19 protein-coding genes are annotated in these 15,838 nt (G+C 57.2%); 8 read left to right on the top strand and 11 right to left on the bottom strand.

The features are described 5' to 3' along the window. Positions 1-6 precede the first annotated feature (6 nt). Genes gspN through gspG form a run of 8 tightly spaced genes read right to left on the bottom strand, consistent with a single transcriptional unit; the run spans position 7 to position 5,019 of the window. Positions 7-753 (bottom strand): type II secretion system protein N, encoded by a 747-nt coding sequence (gene gspN / locus U2949_RS00240; RefSeq protein WP_321285469.1) that lies wholly within the window; start codon positions 751-753, stop codon positions 7-9. After that, positions 750-1,301: a type II secretion system protein M gene (gene gspM, locus U2949_RS00235; protein ID WP_257723617.1), complete on the bottom strand. Its 552-nt coding sequence runs from the start codon at positions 1,299-1,301 to the stop codon at positions 750-752. The genes gspN and gspM overlap by 4 nt, the downstream gene beginning before the upstream one ends. Further along, the gene (locus U2949_RS00230; RefSeq protein WP_026484760.1) at positions 1,298-2,263 is read right to left on the bottom strand and encodes a GspL/Epsl periplasmic domain-containing protein; all 966 of its coding nucleotides are present in this window, start codon (positions 2,261-2,263) and stop codon (positions 1,298-1,300) included. The genes gspM and U2949_RS00230 overlap by 4 nt, the downstream gene beginning before the upstream one ends. 4 nt (positions 2,264-2,267) lie before the next feature. Continuing rightward, on the bottom strand, positions 2,268-3,128 hold the full coding sequence (gene gspK, locus U2949_RS00225) for a type II secretion system minor pseudopilin GspK (RefSeq protein WP_257723618.1): 861 nt from the start codon (positions 3,126-3,128) through the stop codon (positions 2,268-2,270). Next, positions 3,125-3,724 carry a PulJ/GspJ family protein gene (locus U2949_RS00220; RefSeq protein ID WP_257723619.1) on the bottom strand — a complete coding sequence of 200 codons (600 nt, stop codon included), beginning with the start codon at positions 3,722-3,724 and terminating at the stop codon, positions 3,125-3,127. Before U2949_RS00220 ends, gspK begins: the two co-directional genes overlap by 4 nt. Continuing rightward, positions 3,721-4,080 carry a type II secretion system minor pseudopilin GspI gene (gene gspI / locus U2949_RS00215; protein WP_026484757.1) on the bottom strand — a complete coding sequence of 120 codons (360 nt, stop codon included), beginning with the start codon at positions 4,078-4,080 and terminating at the stop codon, positions 3,721-3,723. Before gspI ends, U2949_RS00220 begins: the two co-directional genes overlap by 4 nt. Then, complete coding sequence (locus U2949_RS00210) at positions 4,077-4,547, bottom strand: prepilin-type N-terminal cleavage/methylation domain-containing protein (RefSeq protein ID WP_026484756.1); 471 nt, start codon at positions 4,545-4,547, stop codon at positions 4,077-4,079. The genes gspI and U2949_RS00210 overlap by 4 nt, the downstream gene beginning before the upstream one ends. A 1-nt stretch (position 4,548) precedes the next feature. Beyond that, a complete protein-coding gene (gene gspG / locus U2949_RS00205) occupies positions 4,549-5,019 on the bottom strand; it encodes a type II secretion system major pseudopilin GspG (RefSeq protein WP_257723621.1) in 471 nt (156 codons plus the stop codon). Between the two features lie 127 nt (positions 5,020-5,146). On the opposite strand from gspG, the gene U2949_RS00200 reads away from it, so the two are divergent. Beyond that, complete coding sequence (locus tag U2949_RS00200; RefSeq protein ID WP_026484755.1) at positions 5,147-5,587, top strand: hypothetical protein; 441 nt, start codon at positions 5,147-5,149, stop codon at positions 5,585-5,587. Between the two features lie 55 nt (positions 5,588-5,642). Then, complete coding sequence (locus tag U2949_RS00195) at positions 5,643-6,776, top strand: HPP family protein (protein ID WP_321285464.1); 1,134 nt, start codon at positions 5,643-5,645, stop codon at positions 6,774-6,776. Between the two features lie 98 nt (positions 6,777-6,874). Here U2949_RS00195 and hppD read toward each other — a convergent pair whose 3' ends face one another. From hppD to aspA, 3 genes are all read right to left on the bottom strand, one after another. After that, complete coding sequence (gene hppD / locus U2949_RS00190; protein ID WP_257723623.1) at positions 6,875-7,951, bottom strand: 4-hydroxyphenylpyruvate dioxygenase; 1,077 nt, start codon at positions 7,949-7,951, stop codon at positions 6,875-6,877. Between the two features lie 268 nt (positions 7,952-8,219). Then, positions 8,220-8,969, bottom strand: a complete 750-nt coding sequence (locus U2949_RS00185; RefSeq protein ID WP_257723643.1) for a sulfite exporter TauE/SafE family protein — start codon at positions 8,967-8,969, stop codon at positions 8,220-8,222. Between the two features lie 147 nt (positions 8,970-9,116). Then, positions 9,117-10,535, bottom strand: a complete 1,419-nt coding sequence (aspA, locus tag U2949_RS00180) for an aspartate ammonia-lyase (protein WP_257723624.1) — start codon at positions 10,533-10,535, stop codon at positions 9,117-9,119. 840 nt (positions 10,536-11,375) lie between these two features. Here aspA and U2949_RS00175 point away from each other — a divergent pair. From U2949_RS00175 to U2949_RS00150, 6 genes are all read left to right on the top strand, one after another. Continuing rightward, the gene (locus U2949_RS00175) at positions 11,376-11,933 is read left to right on the top strand and encodes a MarR family winged helix-turn-helix transcriptional regulator (protein ID WP_051316398.1); all 558 of its coding nucleotides are present in this window, start codon (positions 11,376-11,378) and stop codon (positions 11,931-11,933) included. A gap of 111 nt (positions 11,934-12,044) precedes the next feature. After that, complete coding sequence (locus U2949_RS00170) at positions 12,045-12,647, top strand: DUF2946 family protein (RefSeq protein ID WP_321285459.1); 603 nt, start codon at positions 12,045-12,047, stop codon at positions 12,645-12,647. 20 nt (positions 12,648-12,667) lie between these two features. Then, positions 12,668-13,258, top strand: coding sequence for an NUDIX hydrolase (locus U2949_RS00165; RefSeq protein WP_321285457.1), 591 nt, complete (start codon positions 12,668-12,670; stop codon positions 13,256-13,258). 2 nt (positions 13,259-13,260) lie between these two features. After that, positions 13,261-13,989, top strand: coding sequence for a leucyl/phenylalanyl-tRNA--protein transferase (gene aat, locus U2949_RS00160; protein ID WP_026484751.1), 729 nt, complete (start codon positions 13,261-13,263; stop codon positions 13,987-13,989). 48 nt (positions 13,990-14,037) lie between these two features. After that, on the top strand, positions 14,038-14,763 hold the full coding sequence (locus U2949_RS00155; RefSeq protein ID WP_321285455.1) for an arginyltransferase: 726 nt from the start codon (positions 14,038-14,040) through the stop codon (positions 14,761-14,763). A gap of 21 nt (positions 14,764-14,784) precedes the next feature. Beyond that, the gene (locus U2949_RS00150; RefSeq protein ID WP_321285453.1) at positions 14,785-15,819 is read left to right on the top strand and encodes a quinone-dependent dihydroorotate dehydrogenase; all 1,035 of its coding nucleotides are present in this window, start codon (positions 14,785-14,787) and stop codon (positions 15,817-15,819) included. Positions 15,820-15,838: the final 19 nt, after the last annotated feature.

Genomic DNA, 15,838 nt, shown 5'->3' with positions numbered 1-15,838 from the left:
ATATCGTTATTCCTGCTTGCTAGTCGTTGTGGCTATTTGCCATTGGGTCACACCCTGACGCTGAGGCCCCAAGGCCTCCAGTAACTCTTTGAATCGTTGATCGTCGGCTTGTCTGGCTTGGGCGCGTCCTTCAAACAGCCCGCCATCCGGCCCCCACTGACCTTGACCTGCCAAGGTCAAATCCCCCGCCAAGGTACGCAGGCTTAACTGCACGCCCTGACCCTTGCGGCTGACTGCCAATTGGTAATCACCCAGCTCGGCCTGGGCTGCCAGCGCGGAGCGTGCATTACGCCAATCCAGTTCCAGCAACGGCCCGTTTTCAGCGGCCAGAGCCTGACTGGGCCAGCGCAGCTGCAATTGCCCTTGCGGTTGCACGGTCTGCAACAAAGGATGTAAACGTCCTAACAGCGCGGCGGGAGCGGTCAGGCTTTGGCCCGAAATACGCCAACCTTGCAGGCTGGCTTGCAGTCGCACAGGCTGATCCAACCAGCCATGGCTCAACTCCATTTGCGGCCAGGGTGCCAAACGCCAACGCCAGCTGACAGGACCGGGAACGGTGCGGGCCAACAGGCCCGAACCCACTACCAGCAAGCCTTGACCGGAGGCCAGGCTGCCATGGGCGGTTTCCAGCCGTAGCAGCAACTGCTCGGGCTGCCAGGCCAGCATCATGCGGGCAGGCAGAAAGGGCACGGCGGCCAGCAGCAGACACAGCGCCAGCAAAACCCACCCCATGATCTTGGTCAGCTTTTTCATGAAGGCTCTCCTGCACGCAGCACAATGCGGCCATCCAGCAGACCGGCGCGTTCACGGCTATCGACCACAGAGCGACTCATGCTGACTTCCTGCACGGCAAAGCCCAGCACGCGAGGGGCGTGCATCAGCCAATCTATCAAGGCAGGAGCGGCCACGGCCTGGCAGACCAGAACACGTTGCTCGGCCGGTGACTGCTCTGTCTGACACTGGGTACCCAAGGTCTGCAAGCTGCGCTGCAAAGCCTTGTCCTGCCCTTGTCCATCCACAGGCACGACCAGCTCTTTATCCAGAACCTGAATTTGCGACAGCACGGTTTGCAGTTGCGCCATCTCGTATTGCAGACGAGGCAGCTCCTGTTTTGCCAAGGCCAGATCACGAATGGCAGGACGTAAGAGCAACAACCACAGAAACATCAAAACCAGCAAAGCGCCCAATACCGACAAGGCCAATTGATCCCGACGGCCCAAGGCTTGCCAGTACTGTCTTGCCAGGGCGAGCTTGCTTTGTACGGTCAGCCATACAGGCTGAAGTGCGGTGAATTTGCTCATTGCGGCGCCCCCTGCTGGCTGGCTGCTTGCGCTGCTTTGCTGAAACCAATTTCCCATTGGCGTGCAGACTCGCCCTGCTTCCATTCCAGATCCGATTCAGCCGGCAAAGGCTGCGCGGTCAGTTCGCTGGCCAACGTCAAATGCAATTGCTGATCTTTAAAACTCAATGCCCGCACCTGTCCTTGCAAAGCAGGCCACTGCACGGCGCTGGCCATCAATAAACGATCAAAGGGAGCCGAGGCCGGGCTTTTCTCGGTCAGCAAACCATCACGATGCTGTCTGGCCTGCGTCAAGGGTGCGACGATAACGGGCAGGTGTGGCAAGGCTTGCCGAACCGCCTGCTCCATCTGAGTCTGCACCTGCCTCATTTGAGATCGCAACGACTGCGCCTGCTGCTGCAAGACCAGGGTCCAACTCAACACAGCGGCCAAAGTCCACCACAGGCTTTGTCGTAGCACGCTGCTACCACCAGTCGACGCCATCTCTGGCATCAGCAAGGAGCAGGCCGGCACCGTCAAGGTTTGGCCCTGGCCCTGCCTGTCTTGTTCATGGCCATCGGACCAGGCATAAACCCCGCTCAACGGCAGTCCCAACTGACGCGCCTGCTCCCCCAAAGCCAGCAAAGGCTGGCGCTCCGTCCAGGCCAATTGACTCATCCCGGAAGGCCCCGGTGCCGAACAGGCCACCCACACCTGTTCGATAGGACTCAAGCACATCGGCTCGACCGCACTACACGCCACAGCCTGCCGCCGCGAGGCGCTGACCGAGGGAATACGCGCTTCAGTTACCGTCGCCATTCCTGCAGGCAGGACCAGCTCCAAAGAGCGGGCCAGGCCCTTGAACTCCTGCACCTCTCCCCGCCCACGGCGCAATACCCTGGCGCGCTTGTCCCGCAGCACAAAGTCCACCGGCTGATCCAGCCTTGGCGGAGAGTCCAAATAAATACGCAGCACTTTGCTCATCACTTCAACGAATCCAGACAATCCGGCTGCGGTCCGCGGCCCTGTTGATCAGGGCCTGGGTCGCCACCCGGCTATGGTCAAGTCGCAACTCACCACTTAATAAAAACCATTCACTGCGCACGCTCAGCGTTTGCCCCTCCAGCGCCTCTTGACGTTGCAAGCGCGCTTGCACATCGGCCTGGTCCCGAAACCACTGGCCCCGGTCGCGCTGCTCCAAGAGGCCACGCCATTCCACCAGGCTGACGGAAGGCTGCACTGCCGCCAGTACCTGGGCACTGGCGGTATTCACATTCACGGATTTGGCTTGCGGTAAATAGCTCAGATAAGGCTCCAACTGCTTGGCCTGTTGCTCTGCATTTGGAAAGAAGTCCCGCAAATGAGAGGGCCAGGGCGCTTGCCCGGCCTGTGCCCGCTCCAAGCGCTGGGCCAGCTCCAGGGCCAAAGAGGGTTCCTGCTGCACACTGCCCAGCAATTGCTCCAATGCCTGCACATAGCGGGCCTGGATGCGGCCATCGCGCAGCAATAAAGCCAGATTGAATTTGCCCTGCTCGTCCTGGATATAGCCGGAGAAGTAAGCCGCACGGCTCTTGTCCGGAGTCTCTATCTTCAGCTCGCTCAGGGCCTGCGCCCACAGCCCACCTTTGTGCGTCACAGCCGAACGCTGCGAGTCCAGACGTAAAACCAGCACGGCCCAATCCAGCGCGCCGCGCAGCAACCAGTTGGCCTGCATGTAATCGCGCTCGCTGGCTAACTGGGTTGCCAAGCCGCTTTGACGCTGCACAATGCCCATGGTGGCAATGGACACCGCCATCACGACCACCAGCGCATTGATCACCGCCATGCCTTGTTGGGATGCCCGTTTCATAGCAGCATCACCACTTTGCGATACGGGTGCTCCTGCCCTTCCAATTGCACTGTCAGCTCTATGCCCGTAGCGGCTGCTCCGGCCTGCTCGGGCCACGGCCAGCTTTGCCAGCCACGCGCCGGAATCCAGATACGCAAGTTCCAGGCGGTGACCTGCTCCAGCACATCTTGCAAAGGGCCCAATTCAGGCAAGGGGTAAGCGGTCCCAGCTTGAGCAATAGCCCGCTGCAAGACACCTTGCTGCAAACGCCATTGAATCTGCTGGGTTCCCGCTCCGGCTTCGGCGCGACGTTCAATCATCAGGATGGCCGGGCCTTCGCCCTTGGCTTGCCAGCGAATACTGGCGGGCAATACCGCCATCGCCCCCGTCGGGTCTGCCGGACCTGGCACAGGAGGCAAATGCAGTTCCAGATCCCGACCCATTTGAGACAAGACATTGAACAAAGCCTGGGTCTGGCGCGCCTGTCGACCAAGTTGCTCATCCGCATGCAAGACCGCGTCCAGGCCGCGCCAGGACATCAGGCTGATCAAGGCCATGATGGTCAAGGCCACCAGCATTTCCACCAAAGTAAAGCCTTCCTGGCCCGCGTCTGTCATGGCAAGGACGCCAAAGTCGCGTGCAGCTCGGCCAGCACGGGGCCTTTGGGCAAGAAAGCCTGTACCGTTACCTGACGAAAGAAGCGATTGGCCGTGGCCTGCACGGTTTGCTTGCACTGCAAGTTCAAGGAACCCTGGCGACAAGGCACGACGGTTTCACCCGGATCGGGAAACAGGCGGCGCAGGCGCATCTCGGCCACCACGCCATCGGCTGCCAATAGAGCCAGGCTGCGTTCATGCATGGCCTGGCTACCAGAGGCACTAAGACCCAGTGCGCGCAATCCGGCGGTCAAGGCCACCGAGACGATTGCCAGCGCAATCAAGACTTCAATCAAACTCATGCCACGCTCTGTCATGACTGCACATCAAAACGGCCCGTCGGGTCGCTGCGTAAATGCAGGACCTCGTGACCATCATCCAGCTCCAGCTGACGCGGCGCGGACAACCATTCATTCACAAAAACCCACGGTCCCGCCGGCTCCAGGCGCACACGCACTGATTCCAAAGTCCAGGATCGCTGAGGAAATAATTGGGCAAAGCGGGCCTGATCGCGCAGCCAGCCCGGTGTGGGGCTGGCACCATCCGTAGCGTCCGGGATCAGGCTGAAGCGATAACCCTGCTGATCCGCACTCCAGGCCACGCTGCGCCCGCTTTCACGCACATAGCTTTGCAGTTCGGCCAGACGCAGAGCCAATTGACGGGCTTCTCGCTGTATCCCCTGATCCCGGTCCAGCACCAGCACGCTTAAACCCGCGCTGCTGACAATGCCCACGATCAGCAAGACCACCAGGGTCTCGATCAAGGAAAAGCCCCGCTGAGCCACATCAGTCCCAATTGCCTATGTCGGCATCACTGCCCGTCCCACCGGCCTGCCCATCCGCCCCCAGCGAGAACACATCAATCTCGCCATGAACGCCGGGTTGCAGATACTGGTACGGATTGCCCCAAGGGTCGTTGGGCAGGCGGTCCATATAAGGACGCCAGTTGCGTGGCTCGGGAGGCTGGGTGGGACGCTGGTGCAGTGCCGCCAGACCTTGAGCGGTACTCGGGTAACGGCCGTTATCCAGGCGGTACAGCTTCAGGGCCTGTGTCAGGGCAGCAATGTCCTGACGAGCGGCGACGGCACGTGCCTGATCGGGACGGTCCATCAGACTGGGGACGACCAGGGCCGCCATAATGCCCATGATGACCACCACCACCATGACCTCAATCAGAGAAAAACCTTGTTGAGCGCGGGACTGCACAGAGCCGGCCAAACGGCGTGCCGGACGGCGAGATAAAGTAGATCGAGACATGAAGGAAATAAGCTACCCAAAAAAAACCAAGCTCTTGTCATACGGGCTTCATGCAGAACACGCACACTAAGAGCCCTTAAGACAGCCATCTCGGCCGTCTGCCAAAGCACTATGCGATGCAGTCTAAATGGGTATTATTTCCGCCATATTTCCGTCACATCTTTGGTTGCGTCTGTGTCAGGCCGGTATCGCTCTGGCCCTGATCAATTTGCTGATCAACCTGTTCGTGCCCTCGGACGGGACCATTGCGCCGGTACTGGAAGAAGACCACCGCGAACAGATCAGCACGCAGCAAATTGCGCAGTGGTTTGGAGGCAGCACCGCGCTGCCCGAGCTGCGTTTGCATGGCATGATCGTAAGCGGCCAGGCGGGCGCAGCCCTGCTCAGCATCAATCAACAGCCGGTACGTGCGTATCGCCCTGGCCAGGAGCTGGCACCGGGTGTGCTACTGGATTCGCTGCAACGCGAACACATTGTGATTACGGTCGATGCCGTGCCTCAACAAATCGCCACCGAGCGCAAAGGCCCCGCCATCATTCCCGGTATCCAGCAAGGGGCTAAGCCCTGAATTGAAGAGTTAGCAGTATGATTTAAAGCTGTCTTTCTTCTTCACCCTGGTGGGTATGCCTGCTTTACTTCGTCACTGGTTTGACAGCCTGCGCCCCAAGTCGCTGGCCATTGCACGCCCTGAAATGCTGCGTGCCACGCTAGGCGCCACGCTTAGCGTGCTGTTGGTTTCCTCTCTTAGCCTGTACCTGTCGGATTTTGCACATACGCATCATTGGTTGGTAGCCTCCCTGGCTGCCAGCGCCTTGCTGATTTTTCTGGTGCCAAGCAGCCCGTTGGCACAGCCCTGGAACATATTGCTGGGCAATCTGGTGGGCGCACTCACAGGCATTACCTGCGCGGTGCTGCTCCCTCATCCGATTGCTGCCATTACGATGGCCGTCTGCGTTGCCATGCCCATCATGCTGGCTCTGCGCTGCGTGCATCCGCCCAGTCTGGCAATGGCAGTATTTCCCGCCCTGAATGGTATTCAGAGCTACGACTTCGTCCTGTTTCCGGTGCTGTTTGACTCCTGCGTGCTGATCCTTCTGGGCATGCTGTACAACCGCCTGACCGGCGTGGCTTATCCGCCGGTACATAAACCCGCAACACGTCCGGCCGCCACGCCAGCCAGCTTTACGGACCAGGATTACGATGCGGCTTTAAGCCACTACAACCAGACGCTGAACATTAGCCACGATGATCTGGAAAAGCTGGTCAGTTATGTGCACCAGTCTGCCTTCCGACGCAATCTGGGCACACGCCGCTGTTCCACCCTGATGAATGATGCGCCTCTGTCCTGCCTGGTCAGTACGCCCTTGCAGCAAGCCTGGAACATGATGCGCGAGCGCAAGATCAAGGCCTTGCCAGTACTGGATCAGAACAAGCACGTGATTGGCATCCTGGCCCTGTCGGACTTCTTGCAGCGCGCCGGACTGGATCAGCCGGATAATCTGCGTCAGCGACTCAAGCGCTTCCTGAGCCCCCGACAGCGTGCAGCCCCCACAGTGGCCGAGATCATGACTGCGCCTGCCGTCACCGCCAACGCAAACTGGTCAGTAGCAGAGCTGATTCCCTTGTTCAGCCAAGGCCGCCATCGTCATATGCCTGTGGTCAATGAGCACAAGGAGCTGGTGGGCATGATCACCCAATCTGATCTGATGCTGGAGCTGTTCAGAATCCTGCAGCCACCACGCGGCAAGCAGGACTGAATATAAAGGTTCAGCCCAAAAAAAACCCCACTGTTTGCCATCGCCAAACAGTGGGGACAGATCGGCACCCGTGCGTCTAGCACAGGCGCAGAACCCTGTTACTCGGCCTGCAAGACACCACGGCGCAACTGATCGCGCTCGATGGATTCAAACAAGGCCTTGAAGTTGCCTTCACCAAAACCATCATCGCCCTTGCGCTGAATGAACTCGAAGAACACGGGGCCCATCAAGGTTTCAGAGAAAATCTGCAGCAAGAGACGGCGGTGGCCACCTTCCGATGTGCCATCCAGCAAAATGCCACGGCTTTGCAGTTCTGCGGTGGGTTCACCGTGTGCAGGCAGGCGGCCTTCCAGCATCTCGTAATAGGTTTGTGGCGGTGCGGTCATAAAGCGCATGCCCATAGCCTTGAGCTTGTCCCAGGAGGCGATCAGATCGTCGGTCAGGAAAGCCACGTGCTGGATGCCTTCACCATTGAATTGCATCAGGAATTCTTCGATCTGGCCCGAGCCCTTGGCGGACTCCTCGTTCAGGGGAATGCGGATTTTGCCGTCAGGGGCGGTCATGGCCTTGGACGTCAGGCCGGTGTATTCGCCCTTGATGTCGAAGTAGCGAATCTCACGGAAATTGAACAGGTGCTCATAGAACTGGGCCCAGTAGGCCATGCGACCGCGGTACACGTTGTGGGTCAGGTGATCGATCTCTTTCAAGCCCGCGCCCACGGGATGACGATCCACGCCGTCCAGGTAAACGAAGTCAATGTCGTAGATGGAGTTGCCTTCTCCAAAACGGTCGATCAGGTACAGAGGGGCACCACCAATGCCTTTAATCGCAGGCAGGCGCAGCTCCATGGGGCCGGTAGGAATATCGACAGGCTGGGCACCCAGCTCCAGCGCGCGTTCGTAGGCTTTTTGCGCATCACGCACGCGAAAGGCCATGCCGCAGGCCGAAGGGCCGTGCTCGGCAGCAAAGTAAGCGGCGTGGCTCTTGGGTTCTTCGTTCAGGATCAGATTAATCTCGCCCTGGCGATACAGGGACACTTTCTTGGAGCGGTGTACCGCCACTTTGGTGAAACCCATCATCTCGAATACGGGTTCCAGTACGCCAGGCTGGGGAGCGGCAAATTCGATGAACTCAAAGCCCATCAGGCCCATTGGATTTTCAAACAAGTCAGTCATAGCAGACTCCAGTTGCAATCAGGTAATCAAAGACGGCGTAAAAACGCCTTGAAACTTGGGCTCAAGCCTTGCAGGGGGGCGCGCAGGATACCCCACGCACACTGCGTGCCAAGTGATCACCAAACAACAATTGAAATCCCAGAAACCTCACAGGCTCTGCTCCAGTGGGCGGGAAGCCGAAATGCATTCCCATCGCCGACATTTATTATCAGGGAAACAGGCCTTTTTTCGATATAGAGCATTACCCTAGAGGCTTCAACCACCTGCTCTAGCGCGCCAGCAGTTGTGGCACGGACGAGACCAGCATGGCAATGCCGGACAGGGTCAACAGACTTAAAACAAGGACTCGAAAAGTGCCTTGGCTAATGCCCACATACAGACGCGCCCCCGCCAGCACAGGGATCAGCACAGCCAGCATCACCAGTCCTATAGACGGCAACATGGACGGCAGAATAGAACCGGAAGCAATATAGGCCAGCAAAGTTACCGACAAAGTCGCCAGATTGAAGTTTTGTATAACGGCGCGCTGCTCATCTTTGGGCAGCCCGGTCATGGTGGTCCACAAGGTAGGAATCACCCCCGTCATCCCACCGAGCCCGCCCATGATGCCGCCTATCAGACCCGACACAGCATTGGCCAGGCGGCTACGTACCCGGACATGGCCCAAACGGCTGGACATCAGCATGATCGGGCACCAGATCACCATCAAGGTCCCTAAAAATGCCTTGAATACAGCTGCATCCAGAAAAGGCAGCAAATAGGTGCCCAAAGGCACTCCGATCAGGCCACCAGCCAGAAATGGCAACAGCATCTGCCAATAAGAGGTACGCCGCCGGGTAAAGGCAGCAATCATCTGTCCTGTCCAGGCACCGCATACCGCCAGCACCGCGGCCAATTGAGGCTCCAGAAACCAGGCCCAGCAAGACATGGCTACCATGCCAAAGGCAAAGCCCGACAGCCCCTGAACAAAACCCGCCACAATGGCGCCAAAAGCCACCGCCCAATAAACCGACTCCATCATCCCCTGCTGCTCCTTGCCTGAAGACAAGCGACAGTATCCCTCTTTACGAATCGAGCGGGCAGAAAAAAGCCTCCACAATGGAGGCTTCCCAAACTGTTACCGGCGTCGGCCAAGACTGGCCAATCAGGCCTGGTTCAGATTGGTTCAGGCTGGGTCAGCAGCACGCAGATCACGAGGTTGGATCAGCGATTCGGCACGCAACACTTCGTTCAGGGTCTCGGCGTCCATCAGGCCACGCTTGAGAACCACGTCACGAATATTGGTACCTGTCTGGAAGGCTTCGGCGGCAACCGAGGTAGCGGCTTTGTAACCGATGAACGGATTCAAGGCAGTCACCAGGGAAATGGAACGCTCGATATTGCTTTCCAGGCATTCACGGTTGGCAGTGATACCTACCACGCAGAACTGGGTCAGCGTGTCGCAAGCATTGCCCAACAGAGCCATGCTACGCAGCAGGGAGTGAATGATCACAGGTTCAAACGCGTTCAGCTGCAATTGACCGGCTTCAGCAGCCATGGTCACGGTCATGTCGGCACCGATCACTTCAAAGGCAACCTGGTTGACCACTTCAGGGATCACGGGGTTGACCTTACCGGGCATGATGGACGAACCAGCTTGCACGGCGGGCAGACAAATTTCACCCATACCAGCACGCGGACCGCTAGAGAGCAGACGCAAGTCGTTGGACAGCTTGGACAGCTTGACCGCAGCGCGCTTCAACACACCCGACAGGTGCAGGAAACCGCCGCAATCCTGAGTGGCTTCGATCAAATCGTCAGAGACACGCAGTTGAACACCGGACAGATCGGACAAGGCAGCCACAGCCAGCTGAGCATACTCAGGGTGAGCCGTAATGCCGGTACCAATAGCCGTACCGCCCAGATTCACGTCACACATCAGCTTGCGCGATTCTTTCAGACGCACGATGTCTTCGTTGATCATGGTGGCAAAGGCGTTGAACTCCTGACCCAGGGTCATGGGCACAGCATCTTGCAACTGAGTGCGGCCAATCTTCATGTACGAGGAGAATTCCTCGGACTTTTTCAGGAAGGCATCGCGCAGACGTTCCATGGCGGCAAACAGCGGGTCCAGCGAACGGTAAGCAGCCAGGTGCAAAGCCGTTGGATAGACGTCGTTGGTGCTTTGGGCCATGTTCACATCTTCATTGGGGTGAAGATACTGGTACTCGCCGCGCTTGTGACCCATATGTTCCAAGGCCAGGTTACAGATAACCTCGTTGGCATTCATATTGGTCGAGGTACCTGCGCCGCCCTGAATCATGTCTACCACGAAATGCTCATGGCACTTGCCTGCTTGTACAGCCTGACAGGCAGCCACAATGGCGTCGTGCTTATCCTGCTCCAGCAAACCCAGTTTGAAATTGGCCTGAGCAGCTGCCTGCTTGACCAGCGCCAGAGCATTAATCAGTTCCGGGTAAGTTGAAATAGGCGTACCGGTAATGTGGAAATTCTCCTTGGCACGCAAGGTATGAACACCATAATAGACTTCATCGGGGACTTGGCGGTCTCCCAGCAAATCATGTTCGATACGGAACTGACTCATAATTCCTTCGTTTCCTTAATAACGATAGCAAGACTTTTTTGATACGCCTCATACTCGATCCCGGACTACAAACGGAACAAAGCCCTGCCATTTCTTGCGAACTTGGCAGGGGCTCGGGGACATGCTGGCAAATACCGCTAATAAGCTTTGGATAATGCTTGTATCCAAACCCGGAAAGCAAAGGCCCGTAAAAAACGGGCCTCTATTGCAATCCACCAAGCGGGGTGAATGATCCAACCGCCTTTTTTGAAGGCATCGTCGAGCTCGGGAAGCGCTTTGAACATTGTAAACGCCGAGCGCTCACATGCACGTCGTTTTGCGGTTTTTCTTGAGCTGGGCCGCCTTCTCTTCCTGACTGACAGTTGAAAACTCGCTTAATTTAGCGGTGTATCTCCGATATAGCTCACTCATCATGTCTGTAACAAGAGTCTGGCGCTTTGGACACGAGCGTTGCGCGCTTGCATCATTTTGATGCGTTCAAGCCATAAGACTCACAACACAGGATCAAAAATCATCCCATGCTGCCTGGATAGGAAGTCCGGAAACCTTGCAGTTTGAGAAAAAAAGGAAGGCAAAAGAGTATACACAGGCTTTACGACTATTCTGTAAACCCATAGCCGCTTATACTGAAAAAAACTGGTCTTATTTTACTAAATGAAAATTCCTAATCAATAAAAGATGTTTAAATCAGTAAAAATGGAATTAAAAAATAAGATAAATTTCCACATTAAAAGCAGCGGCTCAGTAATAAAAGAAAGCAAACCCGTTTTTATTGGGTTTTATTGATTCTTTCTAAATAACTACTGCTCTTTGCCGCGCACTCCTTAACGGCACAGCACTATGAAATTACTCGATCTGAAATATCAAACTATCCTGAGCGAATCCCAACGCCAGGCCCACCCTAAAACCGAGGATATCGAACTGTGTTTACGCGTTCTGTCGCTGGCCTCCAGCATTAATCGCGCTTCCAGCTCTGTTCTGAACGAATTTGGTCTGTCCGAAGGACGTCTGGTTCTGCTGTTCTTGCTTAGCCGCCAACCCTCTGGCCTGAGCCCCGCGCTATTGGCAGAACAAGCTGGCGTGACCCGCGCCACCATCACCGGCCTGCTCGACGGGCTGGAACAGCAGCAATTGCTGGTGCGCCAGAACAATACCTCGGACCGCCGCGTGCTCACTGTTAAACTCACCGAGGCCGGACAAGAGTTGTGCGAGCACCTGCTGCCCTATTACATCGAGTGGCTATCGGGCGTATTTAGCCATGTGCCCAAAGACGTGCGCGAACGCTTGTCCAATTTGTTATCCAAAGCCCTGCAAGGCGACGACACACCGGAAATCAAAGTTGAAAAGCCTCTTTCGCACACCATCCCCGGAACCATGCAGCGCAGTTATATGGCTTAAGGCACAAACTCGCCTTGCCCCAGGGTCGACCTTGTCGTCGACCCTACACCGTCAAGGGTGGCAACCGTATCGGTGCCACCCTTTGTTTTCGTCCCTGCAAGGCTGAAACTTATGGATGCTGCTGTTATAGATGCCATGAAAAAATGGCCCAATGTGCCCGCTGTCAGCGGGTATATCTCTTTGGATCAGTCTGGCCATTGGCGTCATCACCCGGCTGGCGATGCTAATCAGCACCCAGGGCAAGTGGGCGAGCGCATTGCCCACCAAGGTTTGTTGGCATTTTTCAACCGCAATTATCAGGCGGATGAACAAGGCCGCTGGTTTATCCAGAATGGTCCGCAACGTGTTTATGTCCGTCTGGATGCCGCCCCACTGATTGTGTCCTTGGCGCAAGACCAGGTTCATTTGCAAGACCACACCGGCCACACAGTGGAAGCGATTCAGGCCTGGTACATCAGCGCTGAGGGCAGGCTCTATTTGCGCACCTCCGCAGGCCCGGCCTTGTTGGCAGGTCGAGATATTCCGGCGCTGCTGGAACAACTGCGCACAAAGCAGCATGGCCTGGACAGCCTGGATCTGGAGCAGCCCCAGCACAGCGAAGGCTGGTCCTTGCCTGTCTACCCCAAGCCCTGTTCCCTGACAGTCTGGTCTTCCTGCGTGTCGCCCGCCGAGGAATTGGCGTATATTGTTTTGCCAGAGCCCGATCCCATTTGAACCGCCATCACAGAATCTGCATGACCCAGCCATCCGCCTCTTTCTATTTCCCCGCCCCACGCACGCAAAACTTCTGCAATCAATGCGGCAGCAAACTGACACGCCTGGTGCCCCCGGACGATAACCGCATGCGTGATGTCTGCGAAAATTGCGGCGCGGTGCACTACCAGAATCCCCGCAATGTGGTCGGTATTGTGCCCATGTGGAAAGACGATCAGGTCTTGCTGTGCCGTCGCGCCATCGAGCCGCGCTACAACACCTGGACCTTGCCCGCCGGTTTCATGGAGCTGGGCGAGACGCTGGGACAAGGTGCCTTGCGTGAAATGGGCGAGGAAGCGGGTGCGCAAGTCGAGCCCGGCCCGCTCTTTACCGTTATCAGCGTGCCTTACGCCGAACAAGTTCACGTGTACTACCTGGCCAAAGTCACCAGCGACGTGCTGGACCCCGGCCCGGAGTCCCTGGAAGCCCGTTTCTTCCACCTGGACGACATCCCTTGGGACAACCTGGCTTTTCGCACCGTAACCGCCACCCTGGAGCGTTACGTCGAAGACCACAAGGCAGGCCGCTTCCAGATTCACGAATTTGATATCGCCCCCCGCGACCACGGCTGATCATGTCGCTTGTATGGGTCGCTCCTGATCAGGCCCTGCCCAGCCCTGAACACGCCAGCCCCGAAGGGCTGGTAGCCGCCGGTCTGGACTTAAGCGTTCCACGCCTCCTGGAAGCCTATAGCCAGGGCATGTTTCCCTGGTACAGCCCTGGTGACCCGGTTCTGTGGTGGTCTCCTGATCCACGCATGGTGCTGGAGGTCGATCAATTCAAGATTTCCCGCTCCCTGGGCAAAAAACTGCGCCAGATTGCACGGCAGCAAGATCAGGACGACGCCCCTATCCGAGTCACCTGCGATCTGGCCTTTGAGCAAGTCATAGGCCAATGCGCCGCCCAACGTAGTGCGACCGGCACCTGGATCAGCCCGGATATTAAGCAGGTCTATACAGATTTGCACCACAGTGGCTATGCCCACAGCGTAGAAACCTGGATGGACGGCAAGCTGGTCGGCGGTTTGTATGGGGTGAATCTGGGCCGCTTTTTCTTTGGCGAATCCATGTTTGCCTTGCAAACCGATGCCAGCAAGATCGCCCTGGCCCATCTGGTGGAGTTCCTGAAGTTCGCTGGCATCCCGTATATAGACTGCCAGCAGGAAACATCGCATCTGGCCAGTCTCGGTGCCAGCCCCATCCCCCGGAAAGACTTTATGGCCGCCCTGACCTGGGCCAAAGATCAACCCAGTCCAGTCTGGCCGCGCGGGGCGTTGCAACTAGGCCTGCCCCCAGCTTGCTAGGCTGGCGCGAGCATCCCATAATGGCTCTATCACGCTTGGCAGAGTCGCATGAATTATCCCAAAGCACCCACCAGTCCCCAAACGCTGCAATTTTATTCCACGGCCAGCTACCGTTGCAGCTACCTGCCAGAGCAACAGGCACGCTCACTGGTTGCCGCTCCTGCTCACCTGATCAACGACACGGTTTACTCCAAACTGGTCCAGCAAGGCTTTCGACGCAGCGGCACCTTTACCTATCGCCCCTATTGCGACCAATGCCGCGCCTGCCTGCCCCTGCGTTGCGACACCCTGCACTTTCAGCCCGACCGTGCCCAACGCCGTGCCCAAAAGCGTCACGGCAATCTGGTCGTACAAGATCTGCCCCTGCACTGGAATGCCGAACACTACGAGCTGTACCGCCGTTATCAGGCCAGCCGCCACCCCGGTGCTGGCATGGACGAAGACGACCAGTCCCAGTACGCCCAGTTTCTGCTGGCCAGCCATGTCACCTCGCGCCTGCTGGAGTTTCGTGAGCCCGACGGCACCTTGAAAATCGTGGCCGTCATCGACGTGCTGCAAGACGGGCTTTCCGCCGTCTATACCTTTTTTGATCCCGACGACACCGGCAGTCTGGGCACCTACGCCGTGCTCTGGCAACTGGACTATTGCCGTCAACAATCCCTGCCCTGGCTCTATTTAGGCTACTGGATCGAAGAAAGCCGTAAAATGGCCTACAAAACCCGCTTTCGCCCCTACCAGCTCCTGATGAAAGGTCGTTGGGAATGGCTGGCTTAACGTCCTCTTTTATCGATCCCCATGTCTGCCCTATTCAGCCTTTATCCCTTGGCTCGTCGGGTGCTGTTCAGTCTGGATGCTGAACACGCTCACGAACTGACTCTGAAATCCCTGCATTGCGCTCACCAAACCCCTCTTTTAGGTAGTTTGCTGAAAGACCTGCCCAGCAAACCTCTGGAACTAATGGGTCTGAAGCTACGCAATCCTGTGGGTCTGGCCGCTGGCCTGGATAAAAATGGCGCACATATCGATGCCTTGGGCGCCCTGGGTTTTGGTTTTGTCGAAGTCGGCACCGTGACTCCGAAAGCGCAGCCCGGCAATCCCAAGCCACGCTTGTTCCGCCTGCCTGAAGCCAATAGCCTGATCAATCGCTTTGGCTTTAACAACCACGGCCTGGATACCTTTATTGATAATGTGCGCAAAAGCCAGTTCCGCTCGCAAGGCGGCATTCTGGGTCTGAACATTGGCAAGAACGCGACTACCCCCATTGAGCAGGCCGATCAGGACTATCTGACGTGTCTGCGTGCGGTCTACCCCCACGCCGATTACGTCACTGTGAATATCTCCTCACCCAACACGCAAAACCTGCGTGCCTTGCAGGCTCAGGATGAACTGGCCCGTCTGCTCGGTTCCTTGCAAGCGCTACGTACGGAATTGGCACAAGAGCACCAACGCTACGTGCCTATTGTGGTGAAAATCGCTCCTGACCTGGATCAATCACAAATTGATGCCATTGCGGACACGGTTCCCTCGCAAGGTCTGGACGGCATTATTGCCACCAATACCACCTTGTCGCGCGATGCCGTACAGGGTTTGCGTCAAGGTCAGGAGCAAGGCGGTTTGTCCGGCCCACCAGTGCACGAATTATCCTTGAACGTCATTCGTCGTTTGCGTGAGCAACTAGGCCCCGACTTCCCAATTATTGGTGTTGGCGGTATTGAATCTGGCCGCCAGGCTCAGGAAAAGATCCAGGCAGGTGCCCAGGCGGTACAGCTGTATACCGGCTTGATTTACAAAGGCCCCGCCCTGATCTCCGAGTGCATTCGCGCCCTGTAAAACGCATCGTGCCCGCGTA

Origin of the sequence: Alcaligenes phenolicus (assembly GCF_032063905.1) — a bacterium.
GTDB classification, from domain to species: domain Bacteria; phylum Pseudomonadota; class Gammaproteobacteria; order Burkholderiales; family Burkholderiaceae_B; genus Alcaligenes; species Alcaligenes phenolicus.
Note: the sequence above shows the minus strand (reverse complement) of the source record. Positions and strands in the feature narration are given on the sequence as shown.